The organism is Phocaeicola faecium (assembly GCF_014837055.1).
GTDB classification, from domain to species: domain Bacteria; phylum Bacteroidota; class Bacteroidia; order Bacteroidales; family Bacteroidaceae; genus Phocaeicola; species Phocaeicola gallinarum.
This window is the reverse complement of record NZ_JACSPQ010000002.1, coordinates 248,526-266,917: the sequence shown is the minus strand read 5'-3', so window position 1 is coordinate 266,917 and position 18,392 is coordinate 248,526. Positions and strand designations below refer to the sequence as shown.

Below are 18,392 nucleotides of genomic sequence, written 5' to 3'. Positions count from 1 at the left end.
TGGACATTCACAGGAGAACATTCGGTTCTGCCTGTCATTCAACAGAATAGGGGGGGGGTTAATAGTTCCCTTAAAAATCAGGGATCGGAATTATCCGATTATACCAAGTGGGCAATGAGTTCTTCGCGGTCGCCTTCCAGCAAGTCGATTACCGGAATTTCAATCATCGTATAGCATCCCGGTTGTTGTCTCATTGAAGCACGGGCAACGCATACCAATACCTGAGCCGTAAGAGCCGGGTTGTTAATCTTCATATCAAACTCGAACAACTGGTTATGGGTTTTACCCGATACGCCTTTGCGAACTAAGTTCACACCGTGGCCTACATCGTTCAAATCGTCAACGCTCGGAACCTGAATTACATGCGTTTCATCGTTTACAAAGTAGGGGTCTGCCTTGATAGCAGCTTCTACAGTCTTAAAGTCGGCTCCCTCTTCCAGTTCTACGTACACCATACGGCGGTGAATGCCCGTACCCACGGGAATCGTCATTGAAAGAGCGTCTTTCACTCCGTCGATGGCACGCACGGCAACCGAGTGTCCCATGCTGCGTCCCGGACCAAAGTTAGTGTAAGTAATTCCCTTCGGAGCAATAGCCTGCAGCAACGCACGTACTACCGAGTCGCTTCCCGGGTCCCAGCCTGCCGAAATTACAGACACAGCGTTATGAGCTTTTGCGGTTTCGTCGAGCGAGCGGCGCAACTGCGTAATCTGTGTATGAATATCGAAACTGTCAACCGTATTGATGCCGAGCGCCAAGATTTCTTTAGCGTATGCCTCTACGCTACGGGTAGGAGTAGCAAGAATAGCCACGTCTACATCCTTTAATTCTTTGATATCTTTTACTACCGGATAGTCAGCCAGTTCAGCCGGCTTGTTTTCTGCACCGTGGCGACGAACAATTCCGGCTACTTCAAAATCGGGAGCAGCCTCAAGCGCTTCCAATGTAAACTTACCAATGTTTCCGTATCCTACTACGGCAGCTCTAATCTTCTTCATAATGATATTGAATGTTTAATGATTGATTCTTAAATTACGGTTGCAAAAATACGGAATTAGAATCATTCCAAACAACAACATTCGGGATGATTTGAAAATAAAAATCGTAAAACTTACGATTTATAACTTACTTATACCTATTTTTGTACATTAAATTATAATTTATTCGAAAAAGATGATTGAATATATCAAAGGAGAACTTACCGAAATAACGCCGGCTCTGGCGGTGATAGAATGTAACGGGGTAGGATACGGTGTGAATGTATCGCTGAACACTTACTCTGCCATACAGGGGAAAAAAGACGTAAAGTTATACATCTACGAGGCAATCAGGGAGGATGCGTACGTGTTATACGGCTTTGCCTCGAAGCAGGAGCGCGAACTGTTTCTGCTGCTCATCACCGTTTCGGGCATCGGAGGAAACACGGCGCGCATGATACTCTCGGCTCTTTCGCCGTCGGAGCTATGCAACGTTATCAGCAGCGGAAACGAGAAATTGCTTAAAACCGTAAAGGGTATCGGACTAAAAACCGCCCAACGCATCATTGTGGAGTTAAAAGATAAGATTGCGACCATCGGCGTTGATTCGGCAATGCCGGTAAGTACCGTTGTATCGTCTGTACAAACCGAAATATACGAAGAAGCTGTTTCGGCACTTACCATGCTGGGGTTTGCCCAAGCTCCTTCGCAGAAAGTGGTTGCCTCCATACTGAAGGAAGAACCGGATGCGGCGGTAGAAAAAGTTATCAAACTGGCACTGAAGCGACTGTAAACGCATGTGTCCGACACGCGAGACGGGGAGCGAATTATCCCATCGTCTCGCTATAAAAATCGAACAATTCGTAAATATCTTCCTGCGAAGCAGTCTGGTTGATGCGAATATCCCCCACTTCGCCCAGCAAAGTAAAGTTTATCACACCCGATGATACATTCTTTTTATCATGCTTCATAAACTCGTAGAAGGTATCGTAATCTTTACACGTAAAGGGCAGCCTTCCGTAGTTGTCTTTGATAAACTGAATGGTCTGACGCAACTTATCAGACGGGAAACCTACCTGTATGTGAGAAAGATACAGTTCGCATACCATTCCCCACGCCACGGCATACCCATGCAGCACGGGATGTTCGGTTTTCAGAGCGAAACTCTCAAAGGCATGTCCCACCGTATGACCGAAGTTCAACGCCTTCCGGATGCCTTTTTCAAAGGGGTCTTGAGCTACCACGTCTTCTTTTACCTGCACCGAACGTGCCACCAACTGCTGCAATACACCGTAATCCACCCGTTCCATATCGAAAGCCAACAGTTCACTCCAATGGGCAACGTTGCTGATAAGTCCGTGTTTCAGCATCTCGGCATAGCCCGACAACAGGTTCTCGCGGTCGAGAGTCCGCAAGAATTCACAGTCGATAAGCACTTGGTCGGCAGGTGCAAACGCCCCTATTTCGTTCTTCAGTCCGTTAAAGTTAATTCCTGTTTTTCCTCCTACGGCTGCATCCACCATTGAAAGCAACGTAGTCGGTATATTAATGTAAGAGATACCTCGCTTGAATGTGGCTGCTGCAAATCCTCCCAAGTCAGTCACCATACCGCCCCCCAAATTAATCAGCAACGAATGGCGCGTGGCTCCTTTCTCGCTCAACTGGCTCCACACGTATGCCAGAGTCTCTAAGTTTTTATGCACATCCTCAACGCCGATACAGATAGAAACGGCATCTTTCAGACAACTTATATGCTCGATGACCGGATAACAAAACCGAAAAGTATGTTCATCGGTAAGTAAAAACAGCTTGTCGTAGGCATGAGACGCAACGGCTGTCTCCAAATCTTTTTCAAAATTCCGGCAAATAATCACTTCTTGTTTACTCATAAATGTATAGTTTTCGGCTACAAATTTAGAAAAAAGATACATAAAAGCAGAGAACAGTTTACAAATAAATACTTACTCGCTTAAGTTGGATTAATCCACAAGAAAGCTCACCGACGTAAGAAACCGATTCGAAATTCACTCAAAAAAAGCATAACATTAAAAAAAATGAAAGAAAAATCACAAAAATCAATTCATGAGATTAAACCTTTAAACCCGTAAGGTGTCAAAAGAACAATCAATCTTAATCATAGGAATTAGAATGAAAACATGGGTTTTGGGGATACTGCTGATGGCTATTTCTGCAATTTCCGCTTTTGCACAAAGCGGCAGCGGTAGAGCTACCGTTACAGGAACGGTGCTCGACGGGGGCGACAAATCGCCTGTCATGCAAGCGACAGTACAAATTCTGTCATTAAAAGACAGTACGATGGTAAAAGGAAATGTAAGCGACCTTGATGGAAACTTTGCCTTATCCGTACGTCCGGGAAAATATTTACTGAAAATATCGTATATCGGTTATACTACATTTTTCCGGCAAATCGAAATGACTCGAAACAAGCCCCGTCTGAACGTGGGTAATATTGAATTGCAGGCGGATGCCATCATGTTGGGAGAAGCCGTGGTTGTAGCGCAAGCGCCCGAAGTGACAGCGGCAGAAGACACATTAGTATATAATAGCTCAGCCTATCGTGTGCCCGAAGGCTCGGCTTTAGAGGAGTTGGTGAAAAAACTTCCGGGCGCAGAAGTGGATGAAAATGGTAAAATAACCATCAACGGAAAAGAAATCAAAAAAATCATGATAGACGGCAAGGAGTTTTTTGCTGACGATCCGAATATCGCCATGAAGAACCTGCCGGTGAATATCATCGACAAAGTGCGTGCGTATGACAAACAATCTGACTTGGCACGTGCCACAGGTATTGATGATGGCGAAGAAGAAACCGTTCTCGATTTAAGTGTAAAGCCGGGAATGAACAAAGGATGGTTCGGCAATGCTGACTTGGCAGCCGGAACAGAAGACCGTTACAGCGGGAAAATCATGCTTAACCGCTTCTGGGGAGACAACCAGTTTACCGTAATCGGCTCAATGAACAACGTGAACGACCAAGGATATCCCGGTGGTGGAGGCGGATTCAGGTGGGGAGGACAAAACGGACTGACCGCCATAAAAATGGGAGGATTTAACTTCAGCACTACTTCCGAAAAATTAGAAACAGGCGGTAGCGTTAATTTCAATTATAAAGATGCAGACATTATCAGCAAACAGGCATCGGAAACGTTCGTTTCTTCAGACAACAGTTCTTTCCAAAATGCATTGATTGCACAGCGGAACAAAAACACGGCGCTTACGGCTGATTTCCGCATCGAATGGCGCCCTGACACAATGACAATGTTACTCGTACGGCCGAGGTTGAGCTACGGAGATACAGACAATACTGAAAGCTCCAATTCGGGAACATTTAATGCAGAACCTCAGAATACGACAGACGAGTTAATTGCTGCCATACAGGAAGGAAACCTGACCGACTTAATGGCAGAAGAAAACATAGTCAACACCATTATACGTAACAGCCTCAGCAAGTCGAGCGATTTCAACGTGGGCGGCTCGGTGATGTTCAACCGTCGTTTGGGCAAAGCAGGGCGTAACATCAACTTCCGCGGTACGTATAATTACACCAACAGCAGCAGCGAACAATTTTCTACGTCAGAAACCGAATACTTCCAGATGACCGACGAAGAGCGGTTGGAGATTCTGAACCGCTACATCTCCACTCCTACGCTGAACAATAATTTCAGTGCGCGTGTATCGTATAGCGAACCTATCTTTAAAGGAGGATTTTTACAGTTCAGCTATAATTTCCAATACCGATACTCTACCACCGACAACTCTACGTATACCATGCCCAATGACTGGACAATAGATAACGGCTACGGAGGAGAATATACGGGCGTGCTGGACAAGGAAAACAGCAAGAGCGCACACTATACATACTATAACCATCAGGCAGAATTAGCCTTACGGTGGATTCGTGAAAAAATGCGCTTGAACGTGGGAGTATCGTTCCAGCCCCAAAAAACAGAACTGTCATACAAGAAAGGGGATTTAGATACGGTAACCGTACGCAATGTGTTCAACTTTACGCCGACACTCGATTTCCGTTATAAGTTTAACAAGACAAGCCAGCTCCGCATCAACTACCGCGGACGCAGCTCGCAACCGAGCATGACCGACTTGCTCCCTGTTGAAGATACAACCGACCCGTTGAATATCCGTCGGGGAAATCCGGGGTTGAAGCCTTCGTTCACCAACTCGTTCCGGGCATTCTACAACACGTTTAATACGGAAACCCAACGAGGCATGGTGGCTCATGTCAGCTTCAGCAATACGATGAACAGTGTAAGCAGCCGGCGTGTATACAATGAAACAACCGGTGGATATATTACTACGCCGGAAAACATCAACGGAAACTGGAATCTGTTCAGCATGTTGGGCAGCAACACCGCATTGCGGAACAAGAAATATACCATTAATACGTTTACTACGGCAAGTTACAACAACATCGTGAGCTACATCAGCGACAATACCGAAACGACCAACGACGACCGCAACAAGACCCGCCAGTTACGACTGGGCGAACGCTTGCGCGGAACGTATCGTACAGACTGGTGGGAAGTATCGCTAAACGGTTCGTTAAATTATACCCACTCACGAAACAACTATCAGGAACAAAACAACATGGATACTTACGACTTTTCTTACGGGGCGAGCACCAACATACGCTTGCCGTGGAATATGTCGATTGCCACCGACCTTTCTCAGAACTCACGCCGCGGATATTCTGACAACAGCATGAACCGCGACGAGCTGATTTGGAACGCACAGATTTCTCAAGACTTCCTGAAAGGCAATGCCGCTACGGTAAGTATTCAGTTCTACGATATTCTGCGCAACCAGAGCAATGTAAGCCGAGCTATTACGGCAGCCATGCGAAGCGATACGGAATATAATGCCATTTACAGTTACTGCATGGTACACTTCATTTACCGTCTGAATCTCTTCGGAGGCAAAAACGGAGGACCGTCGATGGGAGGGCCGCACGGCAGAGGTCCGGGATTCGGACCGCGTCCGCACCGCTTCTAAAAGCCTTTTTACCCTGATTATACAGCAAACGCAACCCATACCAACGAGCTGAAAAACGGTATGGGTTGCGTTTGTTTGTTTATTGGGAAGAAACAAAAATTCTACCGCATAAGATGAGTCACTCTATGGGTAGCGTTTTTATACGCCGCGGGATGTCGTAATTATAATATTTCCCACCGAATTTATCTGCTTGCGGACCGTATGAAAACACGGGAAGCATGATAGGCGTATGGTCATCGGTAACGTAACAGGCAGTCATACGTCCGGTCTGGTTATCTCCGTCTATCAGCGTCAAACCTCCGGTTTCATGGTCTCCCGTTACAATGACCAGCGTCTTGCCGTCACGGTCGGCAAACTTCAATGCCTCTGCCACGGCGCGGTCAAATCCCAACGTCTCCACTACCGAAGCCGGGAAACAGTTCGAATGTCCGGCATAATCAACCTTCGCCCCTTCTACCATCAAAAAGAATCCCTTCGGGTTTCTACCATTCAACAACTCGATGCTGCGCCGGGTAGCGTTTGCCAGCAAATCGAAATTATCCGTATCGGTAGCCTTCGCCATTTCCTCGTCTATGCAGACAACCTTAGCCGTATCAGCATCTATTTCGTCTGCCTGCGTTACAAAACGGTAGCCCCTCTGCTTCAGTTCATTCCGCAAATCCAAACCGTCTTTGCGCCGGACGAAACACTCCATACCGCTTCCTGCCAGCACTGACAACTTTCCGTTGAGTAACTCGCGCGTCAAGTCTTCCGCATTATCACGCTCTACGTTATGACCGTAAAAGGCTGCGGGAGTTGCGTCTGCCACATTCCCCAACGTTACTACTCCACAGTCTTTCCCAGCTTCCTTAAAGAAATCGGTCAGTTGCGGATAAGGTTTACCGTCGTCGCTCATTGCAATGTGGCGGTTTGAATTCTGCTCGCCTGTTGCCAATGCGCTGCCGGCTCCTGCCGAATCGGTGGTAAACGCATCGCGTGAAGAAGTTGTAATCAATCCCAAATGTTTTAACAATAACATGTTCAACCCGTTATTCACCCGGTCGGCAGCAGTTATCTGCGCCAGTCCCATCCCGTCGCCTATCAGCAGAATTACATTTTTCACCGGCAAATCGGCGCCATCGTTAAGGTAAGAAGGAGTGTACAGCGGAATACGCTCGGCGAGTTGCAGCTTGTCATTACGGAAACCGGCAAAATCGTGAGTTGTCTTGTCTAATCGGTCGGTGCGCGTCACTCCGGTCGCAGAGGCTGAAGCATCCCCGCCAATCACATACGTCTTATTATGCCAGTTTGAAAAGAAATCGGCACAACGCTCCACGCGGTCGGTATTTATGTAATCAATACCCATCGACTGAAACAAGTTCCACGCCGTAATGCCATCGGGAGCTCCCCAGAAACGTACAGGCTTTCCTGCTGCATGGGCACGGCTGACAGCCTCTGCTATCCGAACCCTTTCGGAAGCCACAGGCAACCCTTTCCCATTCCATTTCGACAGGCTTTGGAAGTCTACACTAAACAAAGCCACCCGTTCCAACTGTCGGGCGGTATAGTTTTGATTTAAATCGCCGTCAAAACAGATGTACTCCGGATAACGAGCAAATTCATCCGGAGCGGGCACATGTCCGGTAATCGTTACGCGCACCGCATTCGGATTAACCGAAGGATTGAAAACAGACGGATGCTCCTCAAACAGACGTGTCAGTGCATCCATAAAAGCAGACGTGTTATCGGATTTTATTTCAATAAGCAGTTGCAGCGGACGTGCCTCATCTGCCCAAGCCTGCCCGTTGTTCTGCTTATACAGCGAAAGTATCGGCTGAAGATAAAGCTGTTCAAACGTGCGGCCGTCAGCGATGTCTTTTTCATCGTGACACACATAAAACTGTCCGTCGCGGTAAAACATATCCACTTCGATGGAATATATCTTTTGGGCGTACGCCTGATAAAACGGAACAGTGCGCGTATAATCGTTATGCGAATGTATCTTAACGGGATATTGCGCATTGGCAGACTGCAAACAGCAGCCTGCCAATAAAACTCCCATTACAGCAAAATGTTGTAAATTGGTAATACTCATACGTAAGTAACTAAACTATCAAACAACTTATCTTTAATATCCTTCGTTTTGTTTCAACAACCCGTTCGATTTGGTTACCTGTTCAGGAGAATAAGGGAATACCATCATATAATCCTGATAGGGTTCTTTATTAGGATAATCGGCATAGTAACCTATCGTAAACGCAGAAGTGGGGCTGGTACGGTCTTCGTAATTACGTACTCTCGGACGCGAATTGAGTTCTTTTTCAGCCAATGCCTTGATTTCGGAATTGGAAGAGCGGTGCCAACGTTTCAAATCGAACAAATGGTCGGTAAACTCAAAAGCCAACTCGCAACGACGTTCGTGATACAAATCGGTCATGGTAGGCGTATGGTCTAATAACGTCAGGTTTGAACGCTCACGGATGCGGTTCAAATCCGATAAAGCCAATTCCGGCTGGTTGGTCATAATGTAAGCCTCTGCACGGAACAAGAGCATTTCGGCAAAACGAATCAACGGAAAGTTCACACGCGCCGTAGGCCAGTCGCCGTTCGGGTTTACATAACCGTCTGCTATGGCATTGGCGTATTTAAACGGGTCCATGTATTTGTTTACCTGAAAACCGGCTTCCAAATCAGAAGAAGAAGCAAAACGCATGGTTTCTCCGAAGAACTGAAACTCTTGGTTATACTCTAAGATAGAGCGAACCAAGCGGTCGTTTCCCGCACCGTCTTTCGCCATTTCTTCGTAGATATCGAGCGTGGGCTTGATTTGTCCCCAACCGTTATATACGCCCCATCCTTTATTTTCCAATACTACACCGGGGAAATCCGAACCTCCTCCGTTCACTCCGCCTGTCGACGGAATAGACCAAATGTATTCAGCATTCCAATAATCGGCAAAATCAGAAGAGAATAACTCATCGAAAGTCTGAGCCAAATCACGCCCGTATTCGGTTTCCAACAATCCGACCATCGTAATGATATGGTTCCACTGCGATTCGTCCCATGTAGCCCAATACGCATAAACCTTTGCTTTATAAGCCACGGCTGCTGCCTGATGAGCTCTTCCCCGTTCATCTTCAGTATATTCCTCAAATTTAGGCAAGTATTCGATGGCGCTATCCATGTCTTCTATAATCAGCCGGTAATTATCCATCACCGTGGGCTGTTGCGGAGGTATTGAGTTATCATACTCTCCTTCAAAATCCTCGTAACGCACAAAGGGTACCCCCTGCTTGTCGGTTCCGTAACGGTATGCCACCAAGAAATGAGTCATCCCGCGCATAAAATAAGCCTCTCCCAAGCTGCGCTTTTCCACATCGCTGAGTTCCGTTCGGGTTTCTTTGTCGAGCAACTGCTTAATAATCCAGTTGGCACGCGACATTACTTGATAGAAAGTATCGAATGAATTTCGCAAAGGTTCCTCATCGCCGGTATACGACAGCGTAGCAAGCGAATTAAAATTACGGGTACGTCCCCACACGATATCGCAGGCAGCCCCCTGCTCCCAAAACAGGTCGCGCCCGAATACGGTTTCTTTATGGAGTGGTTTATACAGCCCGTCAATCGCATCGATAGCCTGCTGGTCGTTCGTGAAATAAGCATTTGTAATGGCACTTCCTTCGGGTTGTACGTCCAAGAAATCACTGCATGAACCGAAAAGCAACGCCGATACAGCCAAAACCGATAAATATAGTTTTTTCATGATTTGCTAATTAAGTTTATTATATAATAGTCTGGTTTTAATACGTTAGTTTTACTCCGAAAGAGAACACGCGCGATACCGGATACTTCATCGCATCATATCCGCCACATTCCGGGTCCATACCCGAATAATCTGTTATCGTAAATAAGTTCTCACCGCTGAAATAAACAGACATACTACTGTTACGGTCTTTCAGATGCGCCCATTTACGGAGTACATCAGACAAATCATAAGACAGTGTCAGGTTCTTGAAACGGAGGTACGAAGCATCTTCCAAATACCAGTCGGAAACGGTGGTAAAGTTACCGTTGGGGTCGTTTTTTGACAATCGGGGGATATTGGATGAAGTGTTTGTCGGACTCCATGCGTTCAGGATTTCTTTCGAGCGGTTAAAGTTTCCTTCCACATCACTCAGCGACATGTATTTACCGATATACAAAGCCTGTGCGCCTCCTACTCCCTGAAACATTGCGCTTAGCGAGAGTTTCTTGTACGTAAATCCGAGCGTGAAAGCATAAGTGGTTTTCGGGGTTGCACTGCCGCAATATTGGCGGTCGGCATCATCAATGGTTCCATCCCCGTTATAGTCCACGAATTTCAAATCGCCGGCTACGGCATTGGGCTGAATACGGTTTCCATCTTTATCTACATAAGCCGCAGCTTCTTCATCGCTTTGGAAGATTCCGTCGGTTTTAACCAAATAGAATGAATTAAGCGGTTCACCTTCGGCGGTTTGATATACGTATGGCAGGTTACGGAATTCTCCCCCGCCGGTCCATACGCCCGGAGTGCCGTCGGCATTCTTTACACCGATATCCGATACCCAGTTCTTTAAATAAGAGAAGTTACCACTTACGAAATATGAAAAGTCTTTATTCACGGTGTCGCTCCAGCTTACCTGCGCCTCGAATCCCCGGTTACGTACCTCGCCCTGATTAACCAGCATGGCATCGATACCGATGGTATTCGGCCAGTTCATTGTCTGGGTCTGGATAAGGTTAAACGTACGTTTGTCGAAGTAGTCTAACTGCACAGACAGACGGTCTTTAAACATGCTGAGGTCTACGCCGAGGTCGAACTGTTCAGACGTTTCCCAAGTCAGGTCGGGATTCAGGGCGGTAGAGTTATATACCACATTTCCCCACGTGGTATTACCGCTTACTCCGTATTGTCCTTGATCGGTAGAGAACTCTTTACCCAACACCAACGACTTATAATTATATCCGATAGAGCCCAAATTGCCGACACGTCCCCACGAAGCACGTATCTTCAAAAGGCTAAGCACATCGCTTTTCGGGAAAAACTTTTCGTTTGAAACCTTCCATGCCAAAGTTGCAGCCGGGAAATCGCCATAATTGTTTTCTTTCGGCAGACGTCCGGCATAGTCTCGGCGCCAAGAAGCTGTTACGAAATAGCGGTCGGCATACGAGTAAGCCAAGCGAGCAATGACTGAAACATTGGCATCCGGACCGGTCAGATAATCAGTAGCAGTGGTAGTGCCGGCATACGACAAATATTGCAGATATTCCGATTCGTCAGACAAATCTTGTCCGTTTACTTCAAAGCCACGGACGTTGTAGTGGTCTGCCGTGGTAGAGAGCAATGCACCTACCGTATGCTGACCGAATGAATTATCGTACGTCAGAGTGTTTTCGGTTTTCCATGTATCGCCACGATAAGACGATTCTGTCAGCGAGTTCGACAAATCGGGCTTTCCTACTTCATCACGGATCGGGCTGAATTGTTTGTAATAGTTGTTCTCTACATTATACGTAAAGCGGCTGTTGAATTTCAGCCCCGGTATGATGTTGGCTATTTCCAAATTGGTGGTAGACCACACGCTGGTAGTTTTGTCGTAGATATTGTCAGCTTCCAACAAGCGCACCGGGTTTACGGCATCACCGTGGATATCGGCAAAGTTACTTCCGTATTTTTCGATGTAAGCAGGGTCTTCGGTGGTAGTACCTCCGTACGAACCATCTAACGGATTATAAACCGTTGCGCTGGGCGGCATATACATGGCAGCAATAACAGCTCCCGTATAACCGCTATTCGTATCGCTCGAACGTTTCTGTGTGTTTTTCCAAACAAAATCCTGACTAACAGTTGCCCACTTATTCAGTTTGAATTTTCCGTTATAGCGTAAAGAAAGGTTTTTATTGAACGTATTTATCAATACTCCTTCATCGTTATCGTACGACAAAGACAAACGGTTGGAGCTATTTTCCGTACCTACGTTGATGGCAAGATTATGACGCTGATAAAAAGCCGTACGGAATATTTCGTCCATCCAGTTGGTACGGGTGGTAGCAATCCACGGATTCTTGGTCACGTCCCATCCGTCGGGCAAATCCATGTTGGCATTGCCGTATGACAGCTTACGCATCTCAATTTCTTCTTCTGCATTCAATGGCTCGATTAAGTTGACAGCCTGACGGATGCCATACGTTCCGTCGTATGAAACCGAGGGCGCACCTTCTTTTGCTTTTTTCGTAGTAACAAGTACAACGCCACCGGCTCCCGATTGTGCTCCGTAAATAGCCGCCGAAGCAGCATCCTTTAACACGACAATCGACTCGATGTCGCTCAGCGAAGCAATGGGAGCGCCGGGAACACCGTCTACTACCCACAATACATTATCGCCGTTTTGCGAACCTTGTCCGCGGATTACGATATTCGGAGTAGCCGTAGGGTCGCCGCCGTTTGCCTGTACGGTAACTCCCGCAAGCTGTCCCTGCAACATTCCTTCGGTAGAGCTTACGGGGCGTGTAGCCAGACTTTCCGTATTATCGACCACACCTACCGAAGCCGAAAGGTCTTGCTTACGTGCATTGGCTCCGTATCCGAGTACAACCACTTCGTTTAACATTTGGGAGTTTTCTTTCAGCGTAATCACCAAATTATTTCCCGACGGACGTATTTCTTGCGTTTCATAGCCGATGTAACTCACGGATAACACATCGTTGTTACCCACCGTCAGCTCAAATTTTCCATCCACATCGGTAATGGTTCCATTTGTAGTTCCTTTTACCATGACGCTGGCACCGATAACCGGCAGACCGGTTTCATCAATCACCGTACCGTACAGCTTTACACTTTGTTGTACGGAAGCCGTTGTCCGCACATCATTCATTTCAGGATTATCAACCGCTCCGTAGAGGGAAACCGGCAAACACAACCCCAATGAAACAATACCTGCATAATAAGTTTGTCTCTTCATACTTAATCAACCAATTACCTAAAGTTTTTTAACGCTGCGAATATATATTTCAATTTTTAAACACTTCATCAGAGTTTTTTTAAGGAAGGCGATATTTCATTGTTTCGTTTCGGCTTTGAAACAAAAGCGTAACGCAGACTAAAATCGGATGAAAAAACGGAGATAAGAGCTTATTTAAATAGGCACTTATCCGTTTGCGATTTCCAACCGAATGTTTATCTTTGTGGGTAAGGTTATGTAGCACTTCCCAAACCAAAAGGCTGACGGGCGTGTTTATACATACATATAAGCAAAGGGAGATAAAACTATGGACGCTATGCTGTGGAGTACGGTATTTTCCACCCTTATTTATGTCATCTACCTCGCCGTAGTGATTACCACCATCTTTATCGTGATTCTCGACAACCGGAATCCGGTAAAAACGATGGCATGGATTCTTATTTTATTCTTCTTGCCCGTGGTGGGACTGCTGTTCTACATTTTCTTCGGGAAGAGCAGGCGCAAGGAACGACTGATAAGCCGGAAAGGATATGCGAGGCTGACCAAACGCCCGATGGAGGCATACCAGTCGCAGGCTGCACTGAAAGAGGGAATAGAGGGAAAACGTTTGGCTATTTTTTTCAACAAAGTAAACGGGGCGTTGACTTTCGGCGGAAACGGCGTGGAGTTTTATACGAACGGATACGCCATGCTGCAATCTTTGCTCCGCGAAATAGCACACGCACGCCATTTCATCCATCTGGAATATTATATTTTCGAAGACGACCCCGTAGGAAGGCTGTTACGCGATGCACTGATAGACAAGGCTCATGAAGGGGTTAAAATCAGGGTGCTTTACGATGACGTCGGATGCTGGAAAGTAGACCACGCTTTTTACGAACAAATGTTATGCGAGGGCATCGAAGTACAGAGTTTTCTGAAAGTGCGCTTCCCGCAGTTCACCAGCAAAATCAATTACCGGAATCACCGTAAACTAACCATCATTGATGGGAATGTAGGCTTTATCGGCGGTATGAATATTGCCGAACGCTACATGAAAGGTGTTTCGTGGGGAATCTGGCGCGATACGCAGGTTAAAATTTCCGGGAAAGCGGTTTACGGACTTCAAACGGCATTTCTAACTGACTGGTATGCGGTAGACCGTTCGCTGATTACCTCTGCCGAATATTTCCCCAAAATAACAGAGGCTAAGGGAGAAGCCATAGCCCAAATAGTCATGTCGGACCCGATAGGCGAATGGCGCGACATCATGCAGGGAATCATGATGGCGCTGTGCCGCGCGCAACGGTACTTTTACATTCAGTCGCCTTACTTTCTTCCCACCGAACAGGTGAAAACAGCATTACAAACGGCGGCTCTTGCCGGTATAGATGTAAGACTCATGTTGCCCAAACGGGCAGACACATGGTTGATACACAAGGCTTCGTTATCGTATTTAGATGAAATGATGCAAGCCGGAGTGAAGATATACCTTTACCGGAAAGGGTTTTTACACGCAAAGATGATGGTCAGCGATGACGAACTTTCCACCGTCGGCTCTACCAACATGGATTTCCGCAGCTTTGAACATAATTTTGAAGCCAATGCTTTCTTCTATGATAAGAATACGGCACTGACTTTGAAAAACATATTCCTTGAAGACCAAAAAAGCTGTTTGCTCTTATCGCCTAAGATATGGAACAAACGTTCTTGGAAAAATAAGGTCATAGAATCGGTGGTTCGGCTGCTTGCTCCGCTGCTTTAAAAAACGAAAAGTTCACGCTTCCGTAATGCCGGTGTTCTACGAAACAGGGATGGGCATCGAAACTCAAATCTTTTCCATGTTCTAAAACAAACAGTCCGTCGGGCTTCAGCAAACCGTGTGCAAACACCTTATCGGGAATTGTTGACAATTCTTGTAAAGCGTAAGGAGGGTCGGCAAAAATAAAATCAAACTGCTCGCCGCAACGCTCCATATAGCGGAATACATCTCCCCGCAACGGGAAACAACGGTTGGTATTTACCTCACGCATCACTTTACAAATAAACGCATAATGCTGAGGGTCTTTCTCGACTGATACCACACGGTTGCACCCGCGCGAAACCAGTTCGATGCTGATGCTTCCTGTTCCGGCAAAAAGGTCGAGCGCGGTTATTCCTTCTTCAAAATCGAGGTAATTAGTCAATACATTAAACAGATTCTCTTTCGCAAAATCGGTTGTCGGGCGCGCTTTAAATGTATGAGGTACATCGAAACGCCTGCGCTTATAAATTCCGCTGATTACTCGCATAATATTAAAGATTGCATATCGAATGGGATGTTGTCTTCCATCCGGGGATTAATAATAATGACATGACGCACGTATTTCTTCAAACACTCTAAAACTTCCGTACGTTCGGCTGCCGGCTCTCCGCATACGTGCAGTTCGTCATGTTCTTGGTCGTAACCTAACTGCTTCCATATACCAAGCAAATAGTAACAACAATCTTCGGTAGAAGATACGGAATAAGTGTTGACCAGTTGCAAACAGTCTTTACCAAAGGCTATGACATCAACCGTTTCGGGCTGCAGGTGTACCAAAAGCCTGCGCCGCTCACTGCCTTTACTCTGCTGACAAAAGTATTCGGTCAGCGGACTTATCGTGGCAAAGAAACGGGCATCCGGGAAATGTTCAGTAAGAAACAAATGGCTCAACTTATCTAAGGCGAAAAGAATAACCACGTTGCTTTTACCTAACACATTGCAAAGTATTACCTCGTTATTCCGGCGCGGCAGGTTTTGATAAAACAACGTATCGGTAAGTTCGTCTTCATACCATTCCAACGGTACCGATGTGTAACGCTCCGTATGTACCAAGATATTAACCTGTTTATACCGATGCTTTATCTCTTCTGCTTCTGCAAGAAACTGTTTGAGGTTTGCCGCCATCGAATGACGTGCGTTTACCGGATAAAAAGAATAAAAACACTCCCTGTTGTCTTGAGGATTGAAAACAGAAAAAGAAAATCCATCCGTACTAAGACGGATGGATAAATTGTATTGAGCTGATTGGGTAAAATCAATCGGTACAGTCATATATATAATACTCTTATTCCCAGTTACCTGCGTTATTATTAGGTTGTTCGATATCGCCTACTTTCAAACCGCAATATTTACCTAACTTACTTTGTACGTCTTTCAGGTTATTCAACTCCTGTTCGTTGATTCCTTTCAAGTAAACATCATAGCCTACATTTGCTTGGAAAAGGTTCAAAGGCATACCCGTATCCAATGTATCTCTGCGACTTTGCATCTGGAACTTGGCTCCATTGCCGTAAGGAACATAAGGCAAAGAGTCCGGGTTAAATCCTTTTTCGAAAATCGTATCCATCACTGCCACCCACATCGTGTCACGGCGGAAGTTCTGCAAACCTTCTTTTTCTACATCTTTCCAGTTACCCGTCTTTTTGGCTTTATTGATAAGTTCCATTGCTTTCTTTTCCGTCATACCGCTGTTCAACTGGTCATCGGTCAGCGTACCCACTTTCATGATGAAAGGCAGCTTCGCTGTTTTCACGAAAGTAATCAATGAATCAAAATTATCGGTATATGCCCCTTGATGCATCGAACGGTATTCCTGTTGCGCCTTACGGATATCGATCAAACGGGCAATAATCGCTTTCTCTCTCAATTTTCTTTCTTCATCGAAATGAATAGGTCCCATTATACTGCCATAGCATATATAAATCAAAGCAATGACACAGGCAGCCAACACAAGATTAATAACTGTTTTCATGATAATATTGTTTTTTTAATTTATATTCGTAGCGTCAAATAAAACACTTTATCCGAAACATACTCATAGTATTATGTGATTTTTTACGTACAGATATGCTGATTAATGATTTATCGCAACAAATTAAACGAAAATTTTTATATAAACCAACAGTAGAGCAAGAAAAAGCTATAAAATCTTTTGCAGATTTTATTCTTTCGCCTTCTGCTGATGCGATTTTCGTGATGAAAGGATATGCCGGAACCGGAAAGACAACATTGACCGGAGCTTTGGTGAAGGCGCTTGAAGACTTGAAATACAAGTGTGTTTTGCTTGCACCCACCGGAAGGGCTGCTAAGGTTTTCGCCCGAAATGCCGGACATTCGGCTTATACCATCCACCGGAGAATCTACCGCCAGCGTGTTTTCTCGAACGAAACCGATAACTTTACACTGAACAACAACCTTCACCGACAGACGCTGTTCATCGTCGACGAGGCTTCGATGATTGCCAACGAGGGATTGTCGGGCACTATCTTCGGGACAGGACGACTGTTAGACGACTTGATTCAGTATGTATACAGCGGAACGAACTGTAAGTTGATGCTTATCGGAGATACTGCCCAGCTTCCTCCCGTGGGAGAAGAAGAAAGCCCTGCGCTGTCGCCCGGTATCCTGCAGGGCTACGGATTGGAAGTTACGGAATGCAGCCTCACGCAGGTGGTCCGACAGGCGGAGCAGTCGGGGATTCTGTATAACGCCACGCGGCTGCGGCAATACATCGATGCGGAGGATTGTTTTTCATTGCCTCGTGTCCGTACCGCCGGATTTGCCGACATCCGGACGATAACTGGCAACGAACTGATAGATACGTTGAACGAGTGTTACGAGCAAGCGGGCACAGACGAGACGATTGTGATTTGCCGGTCGAACAAAAGGGCGAATCTGTATAACAACGGTATCCGTAATACGATTCTGTATCGGGAAGACGAGCTGAATTCGGGCGATATACTGATGATTGCCAAGAACAACTATTATTGGGGTACCGGCTGTAAGGAGCTGGATTTCATTGCCAACGGAGATGTAGCCGTGGTACGCCGCGTACGCCGCAGCCATTCGATGTACGGATTCCGGTTTGCCGATGTGGTTTTGTCGTTTCCTGATTACGGGGATTTGGAATTGGAGGTGAAAATACTGCTCGACACGCTGCACAGCGATGCTCCTGCCCTGACCCGTGAACAAAACGAACGGTTATTCAACAATGTGCTTGAGGATTATGCCGACTTGACAACAAAGCGCGAACGGATGAAAAAAATGAAAGAAGACCCATACTTTAACGCGCTTCAGGTAAAATTTGCCTATGCCGTAACCTGCCATAAAGCGCAAGGAGGACAGTGGCAACGTGTTTTTCTTGACCAAGGATACATGACGGAGGAGATGCTTTCGCCCGACTACTTCCGATGGCTGTACACGGCGTTCACCCGGGCTACGGAGACTTTATATTTAGTAAACTGGCCGAAAGAGCAACTGGATGGGGAGGAAAACCGGAATGGGTAAGCAGCCATTCCGAAGCCTCAGCGTATAAACTTTATAACCCGCCCGGCTGAGTTGTACGACTCACCCAAGCGGGTTATATAACTCAGCAAGACGGGTTGTATAACTCACCTTGCCGGGTCATTATGTTTATAC

At 46.2% G+C, this 18,392-nt stretch carries 12 protein-coding genes; 4 read left to right on the top strand and 8 right to left on the bottom strand.

What is annotated here, in order from left to right:
• Positions 1-98: 98 nt before the first annotated feature.
• Positions 99-998, bottom strand: coding sequence for a diaminopimelate dehydrogenase (locus H9626_RS06615; RefSeq protein WP_178256894.1), 900 nt, complete (start codon positions 996-998; stop codon positions 99-101).
• 175 nt (positions 999-1,173) lie between these two features.
• Here H9626_RS06615 and ruvA point away from each other — a divergent pair, with 175 nt between their 5' ends.
• Positions 1,174-1,770 (top strand): Holliday junction branch migration protein RuvA, encoded by a 597-nt coding sequence (gene ruvA, locus H9626_RS06610; protein WP_178256893.1) that lies wholly within the window; start codon positions 1,174-1,176, stop codon positions 1,768-1,770.
• A gap of 34 nt (positions 1,771-1,804) precedes the next feature.
• On the opposite strand, the gene aroB is transcribed toward ruvA, so the two are convergent.
• Positions 1,805-2,866: a 3-dehydroquinate synthase gene (gene aroB / locus H9626_RS06605; RefSeq protein WP_178256892.1), complete on the bottom strand. Its 1,062-nt coding sequence runs from the start codon at positions 2,864-2,866 to the stop codon at positions 1,805-1,807.
• A 259-nt stretch (positions 2,867-3,125) separates the two neighbouring features.
• Between aroB and H9626_RS06600 the strand changes: the two genes are divergently transcribed.
• Positions 3,126-6,008: a TonB-dependent receptor gene (locus tag H9626_RS06600; RefSeq protein WP_191709991.1), complete on the top strand. Its 2,883-nt coding sequence runs from the start codon at positions 3,126-3,128 to the stop codon at positions 6,006-6,008.
• A 118-nt stretch (positions 6,009-6,126) separates the two neighbouring features.
• On the opposite strand, the gene H9626_RS06595 is transcribed toward H9626_RS06600, so the two are convergent.
• Genes H9626_RS06595 through H9626_RS06585 form a run of 3 tightly spaced genes read right to left on the bottom strand, consistent with a single transcriptional unit; the run spans position 6,127 to position 12,883 of the window.
• Positions 6,127-8,082, bottom strand: coding sequence for an alkaline phosphatase (locus H9626_RS06595; RefSeq protein WP_225230903.1), 1,956 nt, complete (start codon positions 8,080-8,082; stop codon positions 6,127-6,129).
• A 33-nt stretch (positions 8,083-8,115) separates the two neighbouring features.
• A complete protein-coding gene (locus H9626_RS06590; RefSeq protein ID WP_191709990.1) occupies positions 8,116-9,750 on the bottom strand; it encodes a RagB/SusD family nutrient uptake outer membrane protein in 1,635 nt (544 codons plus the stop codon).
• 37 nt (positions 9,751-9,787) lie between these two features.
• Positions 9,788-12,883: a SusC/RagA family TonB-linked outer membrane protein gene (locus tag H9626_RS06585; protein ID WP_191710005.1), complete on the bottom strand. Its 3,096-nt coding sequence runs from the start codon at positions 12,881-12,883 to the stop codon at positions 9,788-9,790.
• 403 nt (positions 12,884-13,286) lie between these two features.
• Here H9626_RS06585 and cls point away from each other — a divergent pair, with 403 nt between their 5' ends.
• Entirely contained in the window at positions 13,287-14,714 is a 1,428-nt protein-coding gene (gene cls, locus H9626_RS06580; RefSeq protein WP_438616940.1) for a cardiolipin synthase, read from the top strand.
• Here cls and H9626_RS06575 read toward each other — a convergent pair.
• The 3 genes from H9626_RS06575 to H9626_RS06565 are packed head-to-tail and all read right to left on the bottom strand — an operon-like array spanning position 14,674 to position 16,725.
• A complete protein-coding gene (locus H9626_RS06575; protein WP_191709988.1) occupies positions 14,674-15,240 on the bottom strand; it encodes an RsmD family RNA methyltransferase in 567 nt (188 codons plus the stop codon). The genes cls and H9626_RS06575 overlap by 41 nt on opposite strands.
• A complete protein-coding gene (locus H9626_RS06570) occupies positions 15,231-16,025 on the bottom strand; it encodes a DUF3822 family protein (RefSeq protein ID WP_191709987.1) in 795 nt (264 codons plus the stop codon). Before H9626_RS06570 ends, H9626_RS06575 begins: the two co-directional genes overlap by 10 nt.
• Before the next feature lie 13 nt (positions 16,026-16,038).
• Positions 16,039-16,725, bottom strand: a complete 687-nt coding sequence (locus tag H9626_RS06565; RefSeq protein ID WP_191709986.1) for a hypothetical protein — start codon at positions 16,723-16,725, stop codon at positions 16,039-16,041.
• 95 nt (positions 16,726-16,820) lie between these two features.
• Between H9626_RS06565 and H9626_RS06560 the strand changes: the two genes are divergently transcribed.
• Positions 16,821-18,260 carry an ATP-dependent DNA helicase gene (locus tag H9626_RS06560; RefSeq protein WP_178256885.1) on the top strand — a complete coding sequence of 480 codons (1,440 nt, stop codon included), beginning with the start codon at positions 16,821-16,823 and terminating at the stop codon, positions 18,258-18,260.
• Positions 18,261-18,392: the final 132 nt, after the last annotated feature.